General features: G+C 72.4%; 19 protein-coding genes. 11 read left to right on the top strand and 8 right to left on the bottom strand.

Going from position 1 to position 19692, the window contains the following annotated elements; all coding sequences use genetic code 11:
• Positions 1 to 135: 135 nt before the first annotated feature.
• Positions 136 to 1035, top strand: a complete 900-nt coding sequence (locus ACZ7DE_RS04920; protein WP_470758057.1) for a class I SAM-dependent methyltransferase — start codon at positions 136 to 138, stop codon at positions 1033 to 1035.
• 18 nt (positions 1036 to 1053) lie between these two features.
• Here ACZ7DE_RS04920 and ACZ7DE_RS04915 read toward each other — a convergent pair whose 3' ends face one another.
• Positions 1054 to 2088, bottom strand: a complete 1035-nt coding sequence (locus ACZ7DE_RS04915) for a bifunctional adenosylcobinamide kinase/adenosylcobinamide-phosphate guanylyltransferase (RefSeq protein WP_470758971.1) — start codon at positions 2086 to 2088, stop codon at positions 1054 to 1056.
• A gap of 142 nt (positions 2089 to 2230) precedes the next feature.
• Complete coding sequence (locus tag ACZ7DE_RS04910; protein ID WP_470758055.1) at positions 2231 to 3436, bottom strand: bifunctional adenosylcobinamide kinase/adenosylcobinamide-phosphate guanylyltransferase; 1206 nt, start codon at positions 3434 to 3436, stop codon at positions 2231 to 2233.
• Positions 3437 to 3550: 114 nt separating this feature from the next.
• Here ACZ7DE_RS04910 and ACZ7DE_RS04905 point away from each other — a divergent pair, with 114 nt between their 5' ends.
• A complete protein-coding gene (locus ACZ7DE_RS04905) occupies positions 3551 to 3763 on the top strand; it encodes a hypothetical protein (protein WP_470758053.1) in 213 nt (70 codons plus the stop codon).
• A 103-nt stretch (positions 3764 to 3866) separates the two neighbouring features.
• On the opposite strand, the gene ACZ7DE_RS04900 is transcribed toward ACZ7DE_RS04905, so the two are convergent.
• Together ACZ7DE_RS04900 and ACZ7DE_RS04895 are read right to left on the bottom strand one after the other, a co-directional pair.
• The gene (locus tag ACZ7DE_RS04900) at positions 3867 to 4568 is read right to left on the bottom strand and encodes a class I SAM-dependent methyltransferase (protein ID WP_470758051.1); all 702 of its coding nucleotides are present in this window, start codon (positions 4566 to 4568) and stop codon (positions 3867 to 3869) included.
• Positions 4569 to 4651: 83 nt separating this feature from the next.
• Positions 4652 to 5245 (bottom strand): DUF3043 domain-containing protein, encoded by a 594-nt coding sequence (locus ACZ7DE_RS04895; protein WP_470758050.1) that lies wholly within the window; start codon positions 5243 to 5245, stop codon positions 4652 to 4654.
• 300 nt (positions 5246 to 5545) lie between these two features.
• On the opposite strand from ACZ7DE_RS04895, the gene ACZ7DE_RS04890 reads away from it, so the two are divergent.
• The 5 genes from ACZ7DE_RS04890 to ACZ7DE_RS04870 all read left to right on the top strand — a co-directional run bounded on the left by ACZ7DE_RS04890 (position 5546) and on the right by ACZ7DE_RS04870 (position 11091).
• The gene (locus ACZ7DE_RS04890; protein WP_470758048.1) at positions 5546 to 6343 is read left to right on the top strand and encodes a PspA/IM30 family protein; all 798 of its coding nucleotides are present in this window, start codon (positions 5546 to 5548) and stop codon (positions 6341 to 6343) included.
• A 33-nt stretch (positions 6344 to 6376) separates the two neighbouring features.
• Positions 6377 to 6655 carry a PspA-associated protein PspAA gene (pspAA, locus tag ACZ7DE_RS04885; RefSeq protein WP_470758046.1) on the top strand — a complete coding sequence of 93 codons (279 nt, stop codon included), beginning with the start codon at positions 6377 to 6379 and terminating at the stop codon, positions 6653 to 6655.
• Between the two features lie 111 nt (positions 6656 to 6766).
• Positions 6767 to 8005, top strand: a complete 1239-nt coding sequence (locus ACZ7DE_RS04880; RefSeq protein WP_470758044.1) for a sensor histidine kinase — start codon at positions 6767 to 6769, stop codon at positions 8003 to 8005.
• Positions 8002 to 8682 carry a response regulator gene (locus ACZ7DE_RS04875; RefSeq protein ID WP_470758042.1) on the top strand — a complete coding sequence of 227 codons (681 nt, stop codon included), beginning with the start codon at positions 8002 to 8004 and terminating at the stop codon, positions 8680 to 8682. Before ACZ7DE_RS04880 ends, ACZ7DE_RS04875 begins: the two co-directional genes overlap by 4 nt.
• A 177-nt stretch (positions 8683 to 8859) precedes the next feature.
• Positions 8860 to 11091: a serine/threonine-protein kinase gene (locus ACZ7DE_RS04870; protein ID WP_470758040.1), complete on the top strand. Its 2232-nt coding sequence runs from the start codon at positions 8860 to 8862 to the stop codon at positions 11089 to 11091.
• 21 nt (positions 11092 to 11112) lie between these two features.
• On the opposite strand, the gene nadA is transcribed toward ACZ7DE_RS04870, so the two are convergent.
• A complete protein-coding gene (gene nadA, locus ACZ7DE_RS04865) occupies positions 11113 to 12297 on the bottom strand; it encodes a quinolinate synthase NadA (RefSeq protein ID WP_470758039.1) in 1185 nt (394 codons plus the stop codon).
• Positions 12298 to 12548: 251 nt separating this feature from the next.
• On the opposite strand from nadA, the gene ACZ7DE_RS04860 reads away from it, so the two are divergent.
• On the top strand, positions 12549 to 12905 hold the full coding sequence (locus tag ACZ7DE_RS04860; RefSeq protein ID WP_030794551.1) for a HesB/IscA family protein: 357 nt from the start codon (positions 12549 to 12551) through the stop codon (positions 12903 to 12905).
• Positions 12906 to 13031: 126 nt separating this feature from the next.
• Here the strand turns inward: ACZ7DE_RS04860 and ACZ7DE_RS04855 are convergent, their stop codons facing one another.
• Both ACZ7DE_RS04855 and ACZ7DE_RS04850 read right to left on the bottom strand, forming a co-directional pair.
• Positions 13032 to 15014: a hypothetical protein gene (locus ACZ7DE_RS04855; protein WP_470758036.1), complete on the bottom strand. Its 1983-nt coding sequence runs from the start codon at positions 15012 to 15014 to the stop codon at positions 13032 to 13034.
• A 141-nt stretch (positions 15015 to 15155) separates the two neighbouring features.
• Positions 15156 to 15365, bottom strand: a complete 210-nt coding sequence (locus ACZ7DE_RS04850) for a hypothetical protein (protein WP_470758034.1) — start codon at positions 15363 to 15365, stop codon at positions 15156 to 15158.
• A gap of 130 nt (positions 15366 to 15495) precedes the next feature.
• Here ACZ7DE_RS04850 and ACZ7DE_RS04845 point away from each other — a divergent pair, with 130 nt between their 5' ends.
• Positions 15496 to 16470, top strand: coding sequence for a carbohydrate kinase family protein (locus ACZ7DE_RS04845; protein ID WP_470758032.1), 975 nt, complete (start codon positions 15496 to 15498; stop codon positions 16468 to 16470).
• A gap of 1 nt (position 16471) precedes the next feature.
• Here the strand turns inward: ACZ7DE_RS04845 and ACZ7DE_RS04840 are convergent, their stop codons facing one another.
• The gene (locus ACZ7DE_RS04840) at positions 16472 to 17860 is read right to left on the bottom strand and encodes an aminotransferase class V-fold PLP-dependent enzyme (protein WP_470758030.1); all 1389 of its coding nucleotides are present in this window, start codon (positions 17858 to 17860) and stop codon (positions 16472 to 16474) included.
• Between the two features lie 289 nt (positions 17861 to 18149).
• Between ACZ7DE_RS04840 and ctaC the strand changes: the two genes are divergently transcribed.
• Together ctaC and ACZ7DE_RS04830 are read left to right on the top strand one after the other, a co-directional pair.
• Positions 18150 to 19109, top strand: coding sequence for an aa3-type cytochrome oxidase subunit II (gene ctaC / locus ACZ7DE_RS04835; RefSeq protein WP_470758028.1), 960 nt, complete (start codon positions 18150 to 18152; stop codon positions 19107 to 19109).
• A partial coding sequence (locus tag ACZ7DE_RS04830) for a cbb3-type cytochrome c oxidase subunit I (RefSeq protein ID WP_470758026.1) occupies positions 19106 to 19692 on the top strand: 587 nt, incomplete at its 3' end. The genes ctaC and ACZ7DE_RS04830, both read left to right, overlap by 4 nt.

Raw genomic sequence — 19692 nt, 5'->3', positions numbered from 1 at the left:
GGCACCGATCGAACGGTTCCGCGTCACATCGCCACCACGCCCGCACGACGTCATTGCACCGAGGATCGCGATCCCATACGTTCCGATTTGTCGCATATCGTCGTTCGCTCTCCCTGCCATCGAACGGAGCCGCTCATGCCGCTCAGGCCCGTCCACGAGCCGCGCCGCGACGACTGCCCCTGGTGCGGCTCGAGGAGCCTGCGCACCCTGCTGCGCGCACCGGATCTGCGCCACCGCAGGCCGGGCACCTTCGTCCTCGACGAGTGCGAGGACTGCGAGCACGCCTTCCAGAACCCGCGCCTGACCGTGGAGGGACTGCAGCTCTACACCGCCGACGAGGACCGGCGCGCCGGCCGCAGACGCCTGGAGGCCACGGCCCGGGCGATGCTGCCCTTCCCCGAACCGGAGAGCTGGCTGGACGTCGGGACGGGCGACGCGCGCTTCCCCGTGGCGGCCAGGCGACTGTTCGCCTACACGGCGTTCGACGGGGTGGACCCGACCCGGCGGGCGGAGCGGGCCAGGGCCGCGGGCCGGCTCGACGAAGCCCACGTGGGCCAGTTGACGGCCCCTCAGGTGCTGTCCCGGCTGCGCGGCCGCTACGACGTCGTCAGCATGCTCAACCACCTGGAACACACCCGGGACCCGAGACGGGAGCTCGCGGCGGCGCTGACGGCCCTGCGCCCGGGCGGCCATCTCCTGCTGGAACTCCCTGACCCCGCCAGCGCGTCGGCCCGTGTCCTGGGCAAGTGGTGGCACTCCTACGACCAGCCCCGCCACCTCCACTTCTTCCCGCTGGCCAACCTCCTGACCGAACTGGAGGCGCAGGGCTGCGAGATCGTCGTGGCGGACCGCAGGGCCGCCCACACCCCCCACGACCTGGCGGCGGCCGCCGCGCTCTGTGCGAACCGCACCCCTCTGCCGCGGGCGGCCGCGCCGCTGGTCGCCCTGGCCGCGGCCCTCGACCACCTCCTGGCCCCGGTCCTGCGCCGCACCCGCTTCTCCAACGCGTACCGGATCGTCGCGCGACGCCGCTGAACGGGCGGCGCCGGCCGCTCACCCGCGCAGCACCAGCGCCTGCCCCGCGACCACCAGCACGACCTGCTCGCACTCGTCGGCGACCGCCGCGTTCAGCCGCCCCAGCTCGTCCCGGTAGCGCCGCCCCGACGCCGTGGCCGGCACGATCCCCGAGCCCACCTCGTTCGACACCAGCACCACGGTCCGCCGGGCCGAGCGCACGGCCTGCGCCAACTCCGCCACCCGCGAGCGCAGCGCCCGCTCACCGCCGTCCGCCCATACCGCGTCGTCCCACGCCCCGACGGAGTCCATGACGTCCGTCAGCCACAGCGACAGACAGTCGATCAGCAGCGGCGCGCCGTCCCGGGTCAGCAGCGGCAGCAGGTCGCAGGTCTCCTCGGTCCGCCACGACCCCGGCCGTCGCTCCCGGTGGGCGAAGACCCGCGACGCCCACTCGGTGTCGCCGCCCCGGGTGCCGCCGGTGGCGACGTACAGCACGTCGGGGAAGGACTCCAGCCGCCGTTCCGCCTCGACCGACTTCCCGGACCTGGCCCCGCCCAGCACCAGCGTCCGCCTCGGCACGTCCGGCACGTCCTCGTACACCCCCACCGTCAGCGTCGAGCCGTCCGGCACCGCCCGCGCCCCGGCCGCCGCGAGCCGACGCCGCAGTTCCGCGCCCGGCGGCACCTCGTGGTCCAGATGGACGGCGACCACGTCGGTCGTCGGCCCCACCGCGCCGACCGCCCGCAGCTTCGCCAGCGCGTCCGGCCGCCCCACGAGATCCGCGAGGACCATGTCGTACCGCTCCGCCGGCTCCGAGCCCTCCAGACCCGCCGGCGCGCCCCGGGGCGGCAGGTACAGCAGCCGCTGCCCGTCCGGGCCGGTCACCTCGTACCCGGTGCCCGGCGCGTCCATCGGCACCGCCCGCACCCGATGCCCCGTCAGCAACGACAACTCCTGGTTGTCCGGCACCCGGGCGGACTGCGGCAGCCCGGCCGGCACCTCCACCGGAGGGCCGTCGTGCGGGTGCGTCAGCAGGACCTGGCCCACCCCGCCCAGCTGTGCGAACCGCACCCCTCTGCCGCGGGCGGCCGCGCCGCTGGTCGCCCTGGCCGCGGCCCTCGACCACCTCCTGGCCCCGGTCCTGCGCCGCACCCGCTTCTCCAACGCGTACCGGATCGTCGCGCGACGCCGCTGAACGGGCGGCGCCGGCCGCTCACCCGCGCAGCACCAGCGCCTGCCCCGCGACCACCAGCACGACCTGCTCGCACTCGTCGGCGACCGCCGCGTTCAGCCGCCCCAGCTCGTCCCGGTAGCGCCGCCCCGACGCCGTGGCCGGCACGATCCCCGAGCCCACCTCGTTCGACACCAGCACCACGGTCCGCCGGGCCGAGCGCACGGCCTGCGCCAACTCCGCCACCCGCGAGCGCAGCGCCCGCTCACCGCCGTCCGCCCATACCGCGTCGTCCCACGCCCCGACGGAGTCCATGACGTCCGTCAGCCACAGCGACAGACAGTCGATCAGCAGCGGCGCGCCGTCCCGGGTCAGCAGCGGCAGCAGGTCGCAGGTCTCCTCGGTCCGCCACGACCCCGGCCGTCGCTCCCGGTGGGCGAAGACCCGCGACGCCCACTCGGTGTCGCCGCCCCGGGTGCCGCCGGTGGCGACGTACAGCACGTCGGGGAAGGACTCCAGCCGCCGTTCCGCCTCGACCGACTTCCCGGACCTGGCCCCGCCCAGCACCAGCGTCCGCCTCGGCACGTCCGGCACGTCCTCGTACACCCCCACCGTCAGCGTCGAGCCGTCCGGCACCGCCCGCGCCCCGGCCGCCGCGAGCCGACGCCGCAGTTCCGCGCCCGGCGGCACCTCGTGGTCCAGATGGACGGCGACCACGTCGGTCGTCGGCCCCACCGCGCCGACCGCCCGCAGCTTCGCCAGCGCGTCCGGCCGCCCCACGAGATCCGCGAGGACCATGTCGTACCGCTCCGCCGGCTCCGAGCCCTCCAGACCCGCCGGCGCGCCCCGGGGCGGCAGGTACAGCAGCCGCTGCCCGTCCGGGCCGGTCACCTCGTACCCGGTGCCCGGCGCGTCCATCGGCACCGCCCGCACCCGATGCCCCGTCAGCAACGACAACTCCTGGTTGTCCGGCACCCGGGCGGGCTGCGGCAGCCCGGCCGGCACCTCCACCGGAGGGCCGTCGTGCGGGTGCGTCAGCAGGACCTGGCCCACCCCGCCCAGCGAGTGCCCCGCCCGCGCGGCCGCGAACGCCGCACCCGGAGTCAGGTCGAGGAGCAGGGCCCCGTCGATGAGCAACGCGGTCGCGGCCCGCGCGTGCGCGCCGAGCGAGGTCGCGCACACGGCGCAGGAACAGTCGGGGCGGGGCAGGCCCGCCGGGGCGCCGGTACCGAGCAGAGTGACTTCCACGGAGCTGATTTTCGCCTGTCCGACCGGGTCTTGCGCATCCGGCTAGGCTGCAGAGCAGAAGCCGGATCGCGATCCGGCTTCTGCTCTGCACGTGGTCACAGCTGGGAGGCGTACATGGCGGCATGGACGTGGCGGTTCGAGAAGGCCGACGGGACGGAGGTCCAACCCGCGGTGCAGCCCGAGGAGTTCACCACGCAGGGGGACGCCGAGTCCTGGATCGGGGAAGTGTGGAAGGACCTTCTCGAGGGCGGGGCCGAACAGGTTCGGCTCTTCGAGGACTCCACCGAGATCTACGGTCCGATGAGCCTGCAGGCCAACGAGGTCTAGTCGCTCGGCGGGGTGGCCGGTCCACGGCCACCCCGTCCGCCGTTCACCCGAACGAGCGGAAGCCTCCCGCGCGCTTCCGCGGAACGCCCGCCCGCGCGTCCGCTCAGCCGCGGACGCCGCACAGGTGCAGCAGGGCCGCCACCTGGCGGTAGGGGTCGGTCCGTCCGGCCCGCTCCTCGGCGGTCAGCAGGGTCTCGACGTCGTCGGGGATCTCCGCCCCGTCCACGGCCGTGTCGGTGAAGACCCGCACGCCGTACCAGGCCTGCAGCGGCGCCCCGATCCCGGCGAGCGTGTCGGTCAGCGTCGTCAGCCGGTCCGCCCGGACGTCCAGCCCCAGCCGGTTGCGGTAGGAGACGGTGTCGAAGGCGCCCAGCGCGCCCGCCCAGTCCCCGGACATGCCCGGCCGCATCGCCAGCGCGTCCGCGTTGCGCACGAGCAGCGACAGCAGGCCGCCCTGGGCCAGCATCCGGGCGAGCCCCGCGAGCAGGGCGTCCGGCTCCTCCACGTACATGAGTACGCCGTGGCACAGCACCACGTCGAAGCTGCCGGGCAGGAAGTGCACCCCGGTGTCCCGGCCGTCGCCCTCGATGATCCGCATCCGCTCGCGGATGCCCTCGGGCTCGCCGGACAGGGCCGCACGGGCCGCGGCGACCATCGTCGCGTCCTGCTCGAGACCGGTCACCTGATGCCCGAGCCGGGCCAGCCGCAGTGCCTGCGTGCCCTGGCCCATGCCCACGTCGAGCACCCGCAGCCGCTGCCCGACCGGATAACGCCCGGCTATCTGCTCGTCGAGCTGCCGGGCCACCAGCTCCTGACGTACGACGTCACGCAGCCCGCCCAGCCTGCTCAGCCAGGCCTCGGCCGCCCCCCCGGAGAAAGCCTCAGTGCTCAGGGCCGTGCTCCACGCTTGACCTGCGGCTTGGGCAGCCGGAGCCGGCGCATCTGCAGCGAGCGCATGAGCGCGTAGGCCACCGCGCCGCGGCGGTTCTGCTCGGGGAAGCGCTCGGCCAGCTGCTTGCGCAGCCGGAACGCGGTGACGAACGAGTCCAGCACGATCAGCACGATCACGACCAGCCACAGCAGCAGCGCGATGGTCTGCAGCGAGCCCACCCGCACCATGCTCAGCACGAGGATGACCACCGCCATGGGCAGGAAGAACTCCGCCACGTTGAACCGCGAGTCGATGAAGTCGCGCGCGAACTTGCGCACGGGCCCCTTGTCGCGGACCGGCAGATAGCGCTCGTCCCCGCCGGCCAGCGCCTGGCGCTGACGGTCCAGCTGGGCGCGGCGCTCGTCGCGCTGGCGCTTGGCCGCGTCCTTGCGCGACATCGACGTGTTGGCGACGCTGCGACGCTGGGACTGGGCCTCACTGCGCTTGGGCGTGGGCCGACCCTTCTTCGCCTGCGGGTCGCGGGTCTGCTTGGAGTCGGTCACCACCGCGTCGGCGGGGGCCTTCTCTTCCTTGGCACGGCTACGGAACACAAAACCCAAGGGTAAGCGCTCCCGGGCATGGACCCCAGCCCGGACGGGAACGATCCGGCAACACCGGTCGTCTGTAGAAGGGACAGACCGGGCAAGACAAGAGGAAGGGGGGCGCAGGGTGACCTACCGCTCACCCTGAGGGTCACCTACTCCTCACGCCGGAGCGGGGGCCCGGTCAGTCGTCCTTGGGGAGGAGCGCATCCGTCCCCGAACAGTGCGTCAATGGATGCAGGGCCCGTACTGTGGGTTCTGTCGCAGACCTGAGAGCCGGAGTCCGTCAGAAGGGGGCGCGCGAAGCCCATGAGCGGTGTCATGAAGCGTATGGGGATGATCTTCCGCGCGAAGGCGAACAAGGCCCTTGACCGGGCCGAGGACCCGCGCGAAACCCTCGACTACTCGTACCAGAAGCAGCTGGAACTCCTGCAGAAGGTCCGCCGCGGCGTCGCCGACGTCGCGACCTCGCGCAAGCGCCTGGAGCTCCAGCTGAACCAGCTGCAGTCGCAGTCCACCAAGCTGGAGGACCAGGGCCGCAAGGCGCTCGCGCTCGGCCGTGAGGACCTCGCCCGCGAGGCGCTCTCCCGCCGTGCCGCGCTCCAGCAGCAGGTCACCGACCTGGAGACACAGCACGCCACGCTCCAGGGCGAGGAGGAGAAGCTCACCCTCGCGGCGCAGCGCCTCCAGGCCAAGGTGGACGCCTTCCGCACGAAGAAGGAGACCATCAAGGCCACCTACACCGCCGCCCAGGCCCAGACCCGCATCGGCGAGGCCTTCTCCGGCATCTCCGAGGAGATGGGCGACGTCGGCCTGGCCATCCAGCGGGCCGAGGACAAGACCGCCCAGCTCCAGGCCCGTGCCGGCGCCCTCGACGAGCTCATGGCCTCCGGCGCGCTGGACGACCCCACCGGCATCGCCAAGGACGACCTCCAGGCCGAGCTGGACCGGCTGTCCGGTGGTACGGATGTAGAGCTGGAACTGCAGCGCATGAAGGCGGAACTCGCCGGAGGCCCGTCCTCGGGGCAGCAGGCCATCGAGGGCGGCACCGGCCGGCCTCAGTCCCAGCAGCAGCCGCAGGACACCCCGCGCTTCGACAAGCAGTAGCCGGCGCCGGGGACCGGAGCCGAGGAGAGCGACATGATCGTGCGGATCATGGGGGAGGGCCAGTGGAAGCTGGCCGACTCCCACTTCGTCGAACTGAACAAGCTGGACGACGAGCTGCTCGCGGACATGGAGAGCGGCGACGAGGAAGGCTTCCACCGCACCCTCGGCGCCCTCCTGGACGCCGTCCGACGTCTGGGCGACCCCCTCGCGGACGACGCCCTGGAACCCTCCGAGCTCATCCTCCCGGCCCCGGACGCGAGCCTGGAGGAGGTCCGGGAGATGCTGAGCGACGACGGCCTGATCCCGGGCTGAATTCCCGGGTACGAGCGGGTACGAGGCCCCCACGGGCCGAAGGGGGTCCGGGCACCGCCGCGCCCCCAGCCACGGCACGGAAAGCGACGGTACTCGAGAAGTGACCCGGACGTGACCTCCCTCGCTGAAGCCCGGCGCCGGCTGAAGGCCCACCCCCTCGCCTGCGACGCGGGCCTCGCGGCAGGCGTGCTGCTCTGCATGCTCGCGGGCTCCTTCGTCGGCCCGCACGGAGAGCACAGGGTCACCTGGAGCATCCACAGCCCGGACCCGCTCAGCCTGCTGCTGATGACCTTCAGCGCCGTCGCCCTCGTCTTCCGCCGCAGCGCCCCCATGACGGTCCTCGCCCTCACCGGCGCCGCCTCCGTGATCGAGTCGGTCACCGGCGACCCCCGCGCGCCCGTCGCCATGTCCGCCGTCATCGCCCTGTTCACCGTCGCCGCCACCACCGACCGCCCCACCACCCTGCGCGCCGGACTGATCACCATGACGGTCCTCACCGGCGCGGCCATGCTCGCCGGACCGATGCCCTGGTACGCCCAGGAAAACCTCGGCATCCTCGCCTGGACCGGCATCGGCGCCACCGCAGGGGACGCGGTCCGCAGCCGACGGGCCGTCGTCCAGGCCATCCGGGACCGGGCCGAGCGCGCCGAACGCACCCGCGAGGAGGAGGCCCGCCGCCGGGTCGCCGAGGAACGCCTGCGCATCGCCCGCGACCTGCACGACGTCGTCGCCCACCACATCGCCCTGGTCAACGTCCAGGCCGGAGTCGCCGCGCACGTCATGGACAAGCGGCCCGACCAGGCCAAGGAGGCCCTCGCGCACGTCCGCGAGGCCAGCCGCTCCGCGCTCAACGAACTGCGCGCCACCGTCGGACTGCTGCGCCAGTCCGGCGACCCCGAGGCCCCCACCGAGCCCGCCCCCGGCCTGGACCGTCTCGACGAACTCGCCGGCACCTTCCGCAACGCCGGACTCCAGGTCGAGGTGGCCCGCACCGACCACGAGACCGAGCTGCCCGCCGCCGTCGGCCTGGCCGCCTACCGGGTCATCCAGGAAGCCCTGACCAACGTCCAAAAGCACGCCGGAGCCGAGGCGAAGGCCGAGGTCAGCGTCGTGCGCGTAGGACCGAACATCGAGGTCACCGTCCTCGACGACGGGCGTCCGGCGGACGAGGAGACCCCGCCCGCCGGCGGCGGCCACGGTCTGCTCGGCATGCGCGAACGCGTCACCGCCCTGCGCGGCACCCTCACCACCGGTCCGCGCTACGGGGGCGGCTTCCGCGTCCACGCGGTCCTGCCGGTCAAGACCCGCACCCGGACCGCAGCGCCCGGCACCGCAGAGGATCTCGTATGACCATCCGCGTCCTGCTCGCCGACGACCAGGCCCTGTTGCGCAGCGCGTTCCGCGTGCTCGTCGACTCCGAGCCCGACATGGAGGTGGTCGGCGAGGCGTCCGACGGCGCGGAGGCGGTCGCGCTGGCCCAGCGGGAGCGCGCCGACGTCGTCCTGATGGACATCCGCATGCCCGGTACGGACGGACTGGCCGCGACCCGCCTGATCAGCGCCGATCCCTCCCTCGCACACGTCCGCGTGGTCATCCTGACGACCTTCGAGGTCGACGACTACGTCGTGCAGTCGCTGCGGGCCGGCGCCTCCGGCTTCCTCGGCAAGGGCAGCGAGCCGGAGGAACTGCTCAGCGCGATCAGGATCGCCGCCGGCGGGGATGCGCTGCTCTCGCCGACCGCGACCAAGGGCCTGATCGCCCGCTTCCTCGCCCAGGGAGGCGCGGACGACGACCACGACCCCACCCGCTCCCACCGGCTGGACGCTCTCACCGTGCGCGAGCGCGAGGTCCTCGTGCAGGTCGCCGGGGGCCACTCCAACGACGAGATCGCCGAGCGCCTCGAGGTCAGCCCGCTCACCGTGAAGACGCACGTCAACCGGGCCATGGCCAAGCTGGGGGCGCGCGACCGGGCCCAGCTCGTGGTGATCGCCTACGAGTCGGGGCTGGTGCGTCCGAGGGTCGAGTGAGGACATCCGCGCCGGCCGGTGGCGGGGGCGTCCGCACCGGCCGGTGGCGAGGGGCTCCCCCCTTCTGTCCCCGTCCTGTCCCCATCGCGTCCTGTCGCCTTCCCGGGTCCCTCCTCCCCCTCCGCTTTCCATATGCTGGGTACCTGAACTGCTCTGCGCGGGAGGGGGATCGGAGCGGTGCCGCTGCACAAGGACGACCCGAAGGCACTCGGCGGATACCGGATCGTCGACCGGCTCGGGGCCGGAGGCATGGGCGTCGTCTACCGCGGCCGGTCGCGCTCGGGGCGTGAGGTCGCCGTCAAGGTGGTGCATGCCCAGTACGCCGAGGACGCGGTCTTCCGCGCCCGCTTCCGCCAGGAGATCGAGGCCGTCCGCAGGGTGAGCGGGGCCTTCACCGCCCCGGTCGTGGACGCCGACCCGGACGCCGACCGGCCCTGGATGGCCACCCAGTACGTGCCCGGCCCCGCGCTCTCCGCCCGCATCCGCGAGCACGGCCCGCTGCGCGGCGCGGAACTGCGCCGGCTCGCCCTCGGGCTGGTGGAGGCCCTGCGGGAGATCCACCGGGCCGGGGTCGTCCACCGCGACCTCAAGCCCGGGAACGTCCTGATGGCCCACGACGGGCCCCGCGTCATCGACTTCGGGATCTCCCGGGCGGCGGAGAACCAGACGCTCACCGAGACCGGCAAGGCGATCGGCACCCCGCCGTTCATGTCGCCCGAGCAGTTCACCGACGCCCGCTCGGTCGGCCCCGCCTCGGACGTGTTCTCCCTCGGCGCGCTGCTGGTGTTCGCCGCCACCGGACGCGGCCCCTTCGACGCGGACAGTCCGTATCTCACGGCGTGGCGGGTGCTGCACGAGGAGCCCGCGGTGGACGCGGTCGCCGAGCCGCTGCGCTCGGTCCTCACCCGCTGCCTGGCCAAGGAGCCCGGCGACCGGCCCGAACTGGGCACGCTGGCTCAGCAGTTCGCGGAGGCGCTGCCCGAACCAGCCGAGGGCGACGCGCAGACGGTGACCTTGCGGCTGCCGCCCGCGCCCGCGCCGAGCGAGGAACCCGGCCCGGTCTACGCCCCGTCCCGCCCGGGCCGCCGCTCCCGGCTGCGCCGGTGGCCGGTCCTGGCCGGGGTGGCGGGCGTCCTGGCCATGGCGCTCACCGGCTGGTTCCTGTTCGACCCGTTCGCGAGGAGCGAGAAGTCGGAGGCGTCGAACAGCACCGCCGACGAGTCCTCCCGCTGGGACCCCCTGCCGAACGGCTGGCAGCCCTGGCGGACCTCGGTGTTCGGGACGGCCGCGAGCGGGGTGGCGAAGCCGCTGGGCGGCGGCGTCCGGACCGACAGCGTTTCCGTGTCCTGCATGGCGGGTGCGGGTGCCCTGTACTGCGGCGGCAACAGCACCCTCCCGGTCCGGGTCGACGGCTCGACGGGCCGGCTCGCCTGGCGCGCCGACTCCGTGCCGTCGCGTACGGCGCCGTCGGATTACGACAGCTTCGTCCTCGGGGTGTACGAAGACGTCGTGCTGATCAGCCAGTCGGTCATGGACAGCGCGCGCAACGACTCGGTCACCGCCGTCGCGCTGGACTCCGCCACCGGCGCGCGGCGCTGGTCGTCCCCGATGCACCCGACGGGCAGGGTCGAGAGCGCCGTCGTCGGCGATCTGCTGCTGGCCCCTGACGGGAACCGAGTGATCGCGCGCGAGATGCGCGGCGGCGCCGTCCGCTGGAAGGCGACCCTGCCCGCCGGTGACGGCTACAGCTGCCAGTTCCACGGCTTCGAGGGCCTTCTGTACGCCGGCTGCGTGGACGGGGGAGAGACCACCCGCAACGTGTTCTACGCCATCGACCCGGCCGACGGCGCCGTCCGGAAGGTGAAGGTGCCGGACGGAGAGGTCAGCCCGCTCGGAGTCGTGGGCGGCGAGCTGGTCTTCGGGGTGATACCCCCGCGGGATCTGCAGAGCTCCGAGGAGAGGGCGTACGGCGAGGTCCTGCTGATCGACCCGGACACCGGCGCCGTGCGCAGGAAGACGCTGCCGGGCAGCCCCCGAGGCCGGGCCGCGCTGGTGGGCGGGGTGCTCTGCTTCGCCAACTCGAGGGGACAGATGGTCGCCCACTCGCCGGCGACGGGCGCACGGCTGTGGCAGACCTCCACGACCCTTCAGCAGCCCGGCACGCCCGTCGCCGACGGGCGGGGCCGAGCGGTGTTCGCGGCCAGCGCCTCCGGGCGGGTCGCCGCCGTCGACGTCCGGACGGGCGCCCTGCTGTGGGAGTCCTCGGCGAGGGCCGAGCAGGTCGCCGCGTTCGGCTTCTCCATGGCGAAGGTGTTCCTCGACGAGGGCTCGCTGATCGTGCTCACTCCCGACGGCACCGTCTTCACCGTGGACCCGGGTCACCCCGACCGGCTGTCGCCGACGGAGTGACCCGGGTCCCCGCGGGTCCGGCTACGGAAGCGCCAGCATCCGCTCCAGCGCCAGTTTCGCGAACTTCTCGGTCTCCTGGTCGACCTCGATGCGGTTGACCAGCTTGCCCTCGGCGAGGGACTCCAGGGTCCACACCAGGTGGGGGAGGTCGATGCGGTTCATGGTCGAGCAGAAGCAGACCGTCTTGTCCAGGAAGACGATCTCCTTGCCCTCGGACGCGAAACGGTTCGCCAGCCGGCGCACCAGGTTCAGCTCGGTGCCGATGGCCCACTTGGAGCCGGCCGGGGCCGCCTCCAGCGCCTTGATGATGTACTCGGTCGAGCCGACGTAGTCGGCCGCGGCCACGACCTCGTGCCGGCACTCCGGGTGCACGAGCACGTTCACGCCGGGGATGCGGGCGCGCACGTCCTCGACCGACTCCATGCTGAAGCGGCCGTGCACCGAGCAGTGGCCGCGCCACAGGATCATCTTCGCGTCGCGCAGCTGCTCGGCGGTCAGCCCGCCGTTCGGCTTGTGCGGGTTGTAGACGACGCAGTCCTCCAGGGACATGCCCATGTCCCGCACGGCGGTGTTGCGGCCGAGGTGCTGGTCGGGCAGGAACAGGACCTTCTCGCCCTGCTGGAAGGCCCACTCCAGGGCCCGCTCGGCGTTGGAGGAGGTGCAGATCGTGCCGCCGTGCCTGCCCGTGAACGCCTTGATGTCCGCGGACGAGTTCATGTACGAGACGGGCACGACCTGGTCCGCTATGCCGGCCTCGGTCAGCACGTCCCAGCACTCGGCGACCTGCTCGGCGGTGGCCATGTCGGCCATCGAGCAGCCGGCGGCGAGGTCGGGCAGGACCACCTTCTGGTCGTCCGAGGTCAGGATGTCGGCGGACTCGGCCATGAAGTGCACACCGCAGAAGACGATGTACTCGGCCTCCGGGCGGGCGGCCGCGTCCCGGGCCAGCTTGAAGGAGTCGCCCGTGACGTCGGCGAACTGGATGACCTCGTCGCGCTGGTAGTGGTGGCCGAGCACGAAGACCTTGTCACCGAGCTTCTCCTTGGCGGCACGGGCGCGCTCGACCAGGTCCGGGTCGGAGGGCGAGGGCAGATCGCCGGGGCACTCGACGCCCCGCTCGCTCTTCGGGTCGGCCTCACGGCCGAGCAGCAACAGGGCGAGCGGAGTCGGCTGTACGTCGAGCTCCGTGGTCTGGGCGGTGGTCACGACACGCACCCTTTCTACTTTTCGTCGAATTGACGTTATCTATCATAACCCGCTTCACGTCACTTTGACGATGGTCATTGCGTCGATGTGACGTGAATCCCGGTGAGGCGTTTTCCGTCCGCAATCGCGTGTGCGAGCATGAGAAGGGAACGAAAAGACAAGAGCTCGGCCCGGAATGAATCCGCGGCCCCGTCGGTTGCAACCGTCGGCAAGCAGTCCAGCAGTCTCCGTACAACCCGGGAGAGATGTAGATGTCCGTATCGGACGAGACCAGCACCGTCACCGACGGCATCATCCTGTCCGACGCCGCCGCGGCGAAGGTCAAGGCCCTGCTCGACCAGGAAGGCCGTGACGACCTGGCCCTGCGCGTCGCCGTTCAGCCCGGCGGCTGCTCCGGCCTGCGCTACCAGCTCTTCTTCGACGAGCGTTCCCTCGACGGCGACGTGGTCAAGGACTTCGACGGCGTCAAGGTCGTCACCGACCGCATGAGCGCCCCGTACCTGGGCGGCGCGTCGATCGACTTCGTCGACACGATCGAGAAGCAGGGCTTCACGATCGACAACCCCAACGCTACGGGCTCCTGCGCCTGCGGCGACTCCTTCAGCTAGCCGATCCGGCCCTTCGGCCTGGACGACGCCGAGGCGGCGGCCCCCTTCGTGGGGACCGCCGCCTTCGTGTTCACCGCCACAGCCGTCGCCGCTGCGGCCTGCCGTGGCCGCTGCAGTCCGCCGCCGCTACTGCACCTCCGGCAGTCGGGCCCCCGGCTTCTCCAGCGGGATCGCCCCGCCGTCCGAGCCGACCACCTTCCGACTGCCCAGGGGCTCGTCCAGCCGCACGGTCTGGTGGTACTCCTTGGCGATCATGATGCAGACCTTGTCCCGCCACGGGGTCTCGGTCACGGTGACCTTCACCTCGGACCCGCTCTCCGTCGCCGTCGCCTTGTAGTCGGAGCACACCCCGCCGGTGAAGCTCACGGTCAGCTCCCTGCCCTCGGCGGTGTAGCCGCCCACCCGCACGTCGCGCTTCTCGGAGGTACCGCTCGGCGTCGGCGTCGGCGCGGGCGTCGTCGCGGACTTCAGATACGCCGGCTCGACGGCCGGCTGCGTCACCGTGTAGGCGTCCGCGGTTCCCGCCGCCTTGACCTCGAACAGCCAGGACGGCACGAGCACCTGCTGCCCGCCCGAGGTGTGCGGGGCGAGTCCGAGCACCGCGTCCTCGACCGTCGCCGTCTGTCCCTGCGCGGCCGTCGCCGTGCCGCACGGACTCTCCAGTCGGTCCTTCAGCGGCACCGGGGAGGCGCAGCCGCCGATGCCCATCCGGTGGCCGGACCCGGGCGCCGCGTTCAGCGCGTCCAGCGCTTCCTGCGCACTCAGCAGGGGGTACGTGGCGCCCTTCAGCGGCGCTTCCAGCTGTCCGTTCCCGCCGACGACCTCGCCCTGCGCGTTGACGCTGATGCCGGTCGTCCAGCCGTAGGAGGGCAGACCGCCGATCACCGGGTCGGCGTTCACCACCCGCTGGGCGCCCATGACCTGGCTCGCGTCCACCTTGGCGTCGTCCTGGCCCACGGCCTTGAGGACCGGCGCCGCCGCCTTCTTCGCCGCCGCCTCGCTCACCGGGTCGCCCGACGCGGTCACGTGACCCGGCGTGCACTTGACGGTGCCGCCCGTGCAGTCGTCGGTGCCGGGCGCGTACCGGGTGAACGTCCACATGCCCGGCGCCCGCCGGTACACCCGCAGCACCGGACTGGAGCCGTCGCTCCCGGCGCCGACCTTCCAGGTCTCCCCCTCGGGCACCGGCGTCCCCTCGACGCCCAGCGCCTCGGCCAGCCCGGCCACCTCGGCCTTCGTGACCTCGCCGCGCGCCCAGTACACCGGCGCGGAGCCGGGCCCGGCGGGCAGCTTGCCGTCGGCCCTGTACGTCACCCCGTAGGGGTTCGGCTCGCCGGGCGCGATACCGCTGGTGCCGCCCTCGGGGGTACCCGGACCCGCGGAGTAGTCGTCCAGCGCGAGGGCGGCGGGAGTGCCGTCGCCGGCGGGCGCTCCGGAGCCGGGGCCGGCGTCCGAACCGCCCAGAGCGCCGGAGGTGAGGTAGGCCGCACCGCCCGCCACCAGCAGAACGGCGGCCGCGACGGAGGCGATGAGCACGGGGGAGCGACGCCGGGAGTTCCCGGAGGCCCCGCCGTCTGCCGCCTGCGCGACGACGGGCTCGTCGGCATCGGCGTCGGGATGGGCGTCGGCATCGGCCGCGGCGTCCGTGCGGGTGACCGAGGTGGAGGCGGAGGCGGATGCGGGTGCGGGAGTGATGTGCGGCTCGTCGGCGTTCCCGGGACGCCCGGCCTCCGCCGGAGCTTCGGCGTCGCCTTCGGCCGCGGCCTCGAACTCGGTCTCCGCCGAACCGGCGTCCTCCGCCGAGCCGGCGTCCTCGGCCGAGCCGGCGTCCTCGGCCGAGCCGGCGGCCCCGGCCTCATCCGGAGTCCCGGCCCCGGCCTCCTCCGGCGCGTCGCCCTTCTCCGGAACCGCGGCGCCCTGAGCCTTCGCCCCTTCCGCCGTGGCCTCGTCGGCCGCGCCGGCCGCGGCCTCGGCGGCGGAAGCCTCGCCCGCCGACGTCTCCTCGGGCGTCGCCTCCTCGGCCCTCGCCTTGTCGGCCGTCGACTCCTCGGAACCCGTCTTCTCCGGCTCGCGCGCGGCGTCGTCGTCATCGGGTCGCTCGGTGTTCACCGCATCGCTCCTTCGGCTGCCCTGCTGTCGTACCCCACATCCCCTTTACGGGGGACGCCGATGGGACGCGACGGGGGAGCGCGCGGTTCCCTCCCGAGCGCCGTACCGAAGAAAAGCGTTGGCAGGTTCCCTGCCCGGCCCCTACTGGCCGTGGTCGAGCATGGCGTCCAGCAGTCGTGCGGACGTCGCGGGGACGGTCACGCCGTGGATGAGTGACGGGGAGACCGGGCGGGAAGCGATCTTCTCCGGGGCGGCCCAGTGCGGAGCCATCCGGGCGCAGTCGCCGCGCAGCGACGCCAGGCCGCCGTCGAGGTCGGCCGGGACGGGGGCGTGGACCTTGAGGTTCGTCATAGCCGAACCGTACGCACGCTTGAGCCCGCGAAGAAAGATCTACTATCGGGTAGTTTCGGCTGCTTCAGTGGCGCGGGTGGACCGGGTAGCGTGAACTGTCAATCCACCTCCCCACAGGAGAGTCCACGCCGTGCGCATCGCAGTCACCGGCTCCATCGCTACCGACCACCTCATGACCTTCCCCGGCCGTTTCGCCGACCAGCTCGTCGCGGACCAGTTGCACACGGTCTCGCTCTCCTTCCTGGTCGACAACCTGGACGTACGCCGGGGCGGGGTGGGAGCGAACATCGCCTTCGGCATGGGACAGCTGGGGACCGGCCCGGTCCTGGTCGGCGCCGCGGGCGCGGACTTCGACGAGTACCGTGCCTGGCTGGACCGGCACGGCGTCGACACCGGGTCCGTCCGCATCTCCGAGACCCTGCACACGGCCCGCTTCGTGTGCACCACCGACGCCGACCACAACCAGATCGGCTCCTTCTACACCGGTGCGATGAGCGAGGCCCGCCTCATCGAGCTGAAGACCGTCGCCGACCGCGTCGGCGGCCTCGACCTGGTCCTGATCGGCGCCGACGACCCGGAGGCGATGCTCCGCCACACCGAGGAGTGCCGCTCCCGCTCGATCGCCTTCGCCGCCGACTTCTCGCAGCAGATCGCCCGCATGGGCGGCGAGGAGATCCGGATACTGCTGGACGGCGCGACGTACCTGTTCTCCAACGAGTACGAGAAGGGCCTCATCGAGTCCAAGACGGGCTGGTCGGACTCCGAGATCCTCGCCAAGGTCGGCCACCGCGTCACCACCCTCGGCGCGCGCGGCGTCCGCATCGAGCGGGCCGGCGAGGACCCGATCGAGGTCGGCTGCCCGCAGGAGGACCGCAAGGCCGACCCCACCGGCGTCGGCGACGCCTTCCGCGCGGGCTTCCTCTCCGGCCTGGCCTGGGGCGTCTCCCTGGAGCGCGCGGCCCAGGTCGGCTGCATGCTCGCCACCCTCGTCATCGAGACCGTCGGCACCCAGGAGTACCAGCTGCGGCGCGCCCACTTCATGGACCGCTTCACCAAGGCGTACGGCGACGAGGCCGCCGCCGAGGTCCGCAAGCACCTGGCCTGACTCAGGACGTCCGGCGGACCACGTAGGCCGCACCGCGGTCCGCCGGCTCCTCACCGACGTACTCCTGTCCCCGCATCTCGCACCACGCGGGGATGTCGAGCCGGGCCGCCTCGTCGTCGGACAGCACCCGGACCGTGCCGCCGACCGGCACGTCCGCGATGACCTTCGCCAGCTCGATGACCGGAACCGGGCACCGCCTGCCCAGCGCGTCCACGACGAGCGCCTCGCCCGGCGCGTCGGCCGCCGGCGCGGACGCCGACCCGGGCGCCCCGAGCTTCTCCCGCACCCCCGCCACCGCGGTCGGCAACACGGCGAGGAATCTCTCCACTTCCTCCTCGGCCGCTCCCCACGGCAACGAAACCCGCACGTTCCCCTCACTGAGCACCCCCATCGCCCTCAGCACATGGCTGGGCGTCAGCGTGCTGCTGGTGCAGGAGGAGCCGGACGACACGGAGAAGCCCTCCCGGTCCAACTCGTGCAGCAGCGCCTCCCCGTCGACGTACAGGCAGGAGAAGGTGACGATTCCGGGCAGCCGCCGCCGCGGATCCCCGACGACCTCCACGTCCGGGACGACGTCCGCGACCCGCGCGCGGATCCGCGCCGTCAGCTCCCGCAGCCGCGCCGCCTCGGCCGCCGCCTCCGCCCGCACCGCCCGCAACGAGGCCGCCGCGGCCACGATCGCAGGAAGGTTCTCGAACCCGGCCGCCCGCCCCGACTCCCGCTCGTCCACGGGCCCCTGGGCGGCGAACCGCACCCCCTTGCGCACCACGAGCACGCCCACCCCGGGCGGCCCGCCCCACTTGTGCGCGCTGCCGGTCAGCAGCGACCAGGGCCCCTCCACCGCACCCCAGCCCAACGACTGGGCGGCGTCCACCAGCAGCGGAACGCCCGCCTCCCGGCACAGCTCGGCCACGGCCGCCACCGGCTGCTCGGTCCCGACCTCGTGGTTGGCCGACTGCAGACAGGCGAGGGCGGTGTCGGACCGCAGGGCGTCGGCGTACGACTCGGTGGTGACCGCGCCGGTCCGGGTCACCGGCACCCGGGTCGCCGTCCCGCCCTCCGCCTCGAACACCTCGGCCGAATGCAGTACCGAGGAGTGTTCGACGGATGACACGATCAGGTGACGTCCGACCCGCCGACGCCCGGCCAGCGCGCCCCCGACCCCGGAGTGCACGGCCCGCGTTCCGGACGAGGTGAAGACCAGCTCGTCCGGCCGGCAGCCCACCGCCTCGGCGGTCGCCTCCCGGGCGGCGTCCAGCAGCATCCGCGCCCGCCGTCCCTCCCGGTACAGCCGGGCCGGATCCGCCCACCCCTCGTCGAGCGAGGCCAACAGGGCCTGACGGGCGACGGGATGCAGGGGTGCGGCCGAAGCGGCGTCGAAGTAGGACACACGACCAACGGTAGAACGCGGGCCGGCCGTCCAGGGAACCGCGCGAACGGCTCCCACCGGCCCGGAGTCGCCACACAACCCGCATTGACGACCTATTAGGCACCCCTCCCCACCCCTTCGGGGTGACAGGCGGCGCGTATGGCACCCTCCCCGCGACCCCCCGGAGGGCGTCGGCTAGGGTTTGGTCCGCATAAACATCCAAACCCCTGCCCGACGCAGGGCGGCGACCGACCAGCGAGAAGGCAGGCCGCAGCCAACCGCGCGGGCGAGACTCTCGGGAAGGCGCTACGTGAGTCCCAACGGCTCCGACCGCTCGCCGCGGCGCCCGATGCGGCGGAAGCTGCTGCAGGCAATGACCGCGGGCCTGGTCCTGGCGACCGCCACCGGTTGCACATACAAGGACTTCCCCCGCCTTGGTATGCCCACCCCGGTCACAGAAGAGGCTCCGCGGATCCTCTCCCTGTGGCAGGGCTCGTGGGCAGCCGCGCTGGCCACCGGCGTGCTGGTGTGGGGCCTGATCCTGTGGAGTGCTTTCTTCCACCGGCGCAGCCGCACAAAGGTCGAAGTTCCTCCGCAGACCCGGTACAACATGCCCATCGAGGCGCTGTACACGGTCGTGCCGATCATCATCGTCTCGGTGCTGTTCTACTTCACCGCCCGCGACGAGTCGAAGCTGCTGAGCCTCGAGAAGAAGCCCGACGTCACGGTCAACGTGGTCGGCTTCCAGTGGAGCTGGTGCTTCAACTACATCGCGAAGGTCGACGGTTCCGAGGGGAACGCGAAGACCGACGAGAACCTGGCCGCGATCCCGGACCGGTACAAGAAGGACTTCCCGTCCGACGCGGGCGGCGTCTACACCTGCGGCACCCCCGGTGAGCGGAACCCGCAGACCAACAACCCGGGCCCGACCCTCTGGCTCCCCGAGGGGAAGACGGTCCGCTTCGTCCTCACCTCGCGTGACGTCATCCACTCCTTCTGGGTGGTGCCGTTCCTGATGAAGCAGGACGTCATCCCGGGCCACACCAACTCGTTCCAGGTGACCCCCAACAAGGAGGGCACCTTCCTGGGCAAGTGCGCCGAGCTCTGCGGCGTCGACCACTCCAGGATGCTGTTCAACGTGAAGGTCGTCTCTCAGGAGCGCTACGAGCAGCACCTGAAGGACCTGGCCAAGAACGGGCAGACCGGTTACGTTCCGGCCGGCATCGAGCAAACGAGCCCCGAGAAGAACCGGGAGTCGAACGTCCTGTGAGCATCCTCAACGAACCCCAGGGTGCCTCCGCAGCTGAGGACTCGTACGAGAACGAGCTGCCGGTCAGGCGCAAGCAGCCCGGCAACGTCGTGGTGAAGTGGCTGACGACCACCGACCACAAGACCATCGGTACGTTGTACCTGGTCACGTCGTTCGCGTTCTTCTGCATCGGCGGCGTCATGGCGCTCCTCATGCGCGCCGAGCTGGCCCGGCCGGGCCTGCAGATCATGTCGAACGAGCAGTTCAACCAGGCGTTCACGATGCACGGCACGATCATGCTGCTGATGTTCGCGACGCCGTTGTTCGCCGGCTTCACGAACTGGATCATGCCGCTGCAGATCGGCGCTCCGGACGTGGCCTTCCCCCGGCTGAACATGTTCGCCTACTGGCTGTACCTGTTCGGCTCGACCATCGCGGTGGGCGGGTTCCTCACCCCCCAGGGCGCGGCCGACTTCGGCTGGTTCGCCTACTCCCCGCTGTCGGACGCCGTCCGCTCGCCGGGCATCGGCGCCGACCTGTGGATCATGGGTCTGGCCTTCTCCGGCTTCGGCACCATCCTCGGCGCGGTCAACTTCATCACCAC

Source organism: Streptomyces sp. NPDC037083, assembly GCF_055606485.1.
This window is presented reverse-complemented; position numbering and strand designations above follow the sequence as displayed.

Coding starts and splice junctions, on each gene's coding strand:
- ACZ7DE_RS04920 (WP_470758057.1), top strand. CDS start 136: ATGCCGCTCAGGCCCGTCCACGAGCCGCGCCGCGACGACTGCCCCTGG.
- ACZ7DE_RS04905 (WP_470758053.1), top strand. CDS start 3,551: ATGGCGGCATGGACGTGGCGGTTCGAGAAGGCCGACGGGACGGAGGTC.
- ACZ7DE_RS04890 (WP_470758048.1), top strand. CDS start 5,546: ATGAGCGGTGTCATGAAGCGTATGGGGATGATCTTCCGCGCGAAGGCG.
- pspAA (WP_470758046.1), top strand. CDS start 6,377: ATGATCGTGCGGATCATGGGGGAGGGCCAGTGGAAGCTGGCCGACTCC.
- ACZ7DE_RS04875 (WP_470758042.1), top strand. CDS start 8,002: ATGACCATCCGCGTCCTGCTCGCCGACGACCAGGCCCTGTTGCGCAGC.
- ACZ7DE_RS04860 (WP_030794551.1), top strand. CDS start 12,549: ATGTCCGTATCGGACGAGACCAGCACCGTCACCGACGGCATCATCCTG.
- ACZ7DE_RS04850 (WP_470758034.1), bottom strand. CDS start 15,365: ATGACGAACCTCAAGGTCCACGCCCCCGTCCCGGCCGACCTCGACGGC.